Below are 2,590 nucleotides of genomic sequence, written 5' to 3' on the forward strand. Positions count from 1 at the left end.
TTTAAGGTTGCACTGATCGTACCACCTACGATATTGCCTGTTACAGTAATATTATCAAAACTACCACTGGCACTTGTAATGCTGGTGCTGCTCACATTACCTGCTTCGACCGTACCGGTGATGCTGATATTCGTCAGACCCGTCAGGTTCGTGATATTCGCAGTAGTGATACTTGCATTTGTTGCAGTCAACGCTGTAACATTAGCCAGGTTCGTGATAGAGTTCTGAGCACTGGTTGAGAGGCTACCACTTAAAGTTCCTGCACTGATCGTGCCACTCGCTGTAATGTTTTGAACATTCGCAAGGTTTGTAATCGTGTTCTGTGTACCAGCATTCAGTGTTGCACTGATCGTACCACCTACGATATTGCCTGTTACAGTAATATTATCAAAACTACCACTGGCACTTGTAATGCTGGTGCTGCTCACATTACCTGCTTCTACTGTACCGGTGATGCTGATATTCGTCAGACCTGTCAGGTTCGTGATATTCGCAGTAGTGATGCTTGCATTTGTTGCAGTCAGACTACTCACATTAGCCAGGTTCGTGATAGAGTTTTGCGCACTGGTTGAGAGGCTACCGCTTAAAGTTCCTGCACTGATCGTACCACTCGCAGTAATGTTTTGAACATTCGCAAGGTTTGTAATCGTGTTCTGTGTACCAGCATTCAGTGTTGCACTGATCGTGCCTCCTACGATATTGCCTGTTACAGTAATATTATCAAAACTACCACTGGCACTTGTGATGCTGGTGCTGCTCACATTACCCGCTTCGACTGTACCGGTGATGCTGATATTCGTCAGACCTGTCAGGTTCGTAATATTCGCAGTAGTGATGCTTGCATTTGTTGCAGTCAGACTACTCACATTAGCCAGGTTCGTGATAGAGTTTTGCGCACTGGTTGAGAGGCTACCGCTTAAAGTTCCTGCACTGATCGTACCACTCGCAGTAATGTTTTGAACATTCGCAAGGTTTGTAATCGTGTTCTGTGTACCGGCATTCAGTGTTGCACTGATCGTGCCACCTACGATATTGCCTGTTACAGTAATATTATCAAAACTACCACTGGCACTTGTGATACTGGTGCTGCTCACATTACCCGCTTCTACTGTACCGGTGATGCTGATATTCGTCAGACCCGTCAGGTTAGTGATATTCGCAGTAGTGATGCTTGCATTTGTTGCAGTCAACGCTGTAACGTTCGCCAGGTTCGTGATAGAGTTCTGGGCACTGGTTGAGAGGCTACCGCTTAAAGTTCCTGCACTGATCGTGCCACTTGCTGTAATGTTTTGAACATTCGCAAGGTTTGTAATCGTGTTCTGTGTGCCATCATTTAAAGTAGCACTGATCGTTCCACCTACGATATTACCTGTTACCGTGATATTATCAAAGGTACCACTGGTGCTGTTCACTGATGTCGCACTCAATGTTCCAATCTGAGCAGTACCAGTTACAGTTAAATTAGTCAGTCCGCTTAAGTTCGTGATCGTAGCATTGGTTGAACTCAATGTTCCCGCTGCGATTGTTCCTGTTGCCGTTAAATTATTCAGTCCAGTCAGGTTCGTAATATTAGCCGTAGTCGCACTGATCGTCGCTGCACTGATATTACCACTCGCTGTGATGTTCTGGATATTTGCAAGGTTCGTTATCGTGCCCTGCGTGCCTGCGTTCAGTGTTGCACTGATCGTGCCGCCGATAATATTACCCGTTACCGTGATATTATCAAAGGTACCTGAGCCACCAGTTACACTTGTAGCACTCAATGTTCCTACCTGTGCGGTACCGGTTACACTTAAATTACTTAAACCGGTCAGATTGGTGATCGTAGCATTCGTTGCACTTACAGTTCCTGCTTCAATCGTTCCCGTTGCACTTAAATTATTTAATCCAGTCAGGTTTGTAATATTCGCTGTCGTTGAACTTAAACTAGCTGTACTGATATTACCACTCGCTGTGATGTTCTGGATATTAGCAAGGTTCGTTATCGTGCCCTGCGTACCTGCGTTCAGTGTTGCACTGATCGTGCCGCCGATAATATTACCCGTTACCGTGATATTATCAAAGGTACCTGAGCCACCAGTTACACTTGTAGCACTCAATGTTCCTACCTGTGCGGTACCGGTTAAACTTAAATTACTTAAACCGGTCAGATTGGTGATCGTAGCATTCGTTGCACTTACAGTTCCTGCTTCAATCGTTCCCGTTGCAGTTAAATTATTTAATCCGGTCAGGTTCGTGATATTCGCTGTCGTTGCACTGATTGTTGATGCACTGATATTGCCACTCGCTGTGATGTTCTGGATATTAGCCAGATTCGTAATCGTGCCTTGCGTACCAGCATTCAATGTTGCGCTGATCGTGCCGCCTACGATATTACCAGTCACCGTGATATTATCAAATGTGCCCGATCCACTGTTTACACTTGTAGCACTTACTGTTCCGATCTGCGCTGTACCCGTTACACTTAAATTACTTAAACCAGTCAGATTAGTAATCGTAGCATTCGTTGCACTTACAGTTCCTGCTTCAATCGTTCCCGTTGCACTTAAATTATTTAATCCAGTCAGGTTTGTAATATTCGCTGTCGTTG

General features: G+C 44.9%; 1 protein-coding gene. It reads right to left on the bottom strand.

Annotated elements, in window-relative coordinates; genetic code table 11:
• A partial coding sequence (locus ACH3Z1_RS15700; RefSeq protein ID WP_490822964.1) for a beta strand repeat-containing protein occupies window positions 1-2,590 on the bottom strand: 2,590 nt, incomplete at both ends.

This window comes from Sediminibacterium sp. FW305-C-49 (assembly GCF_058231085.1).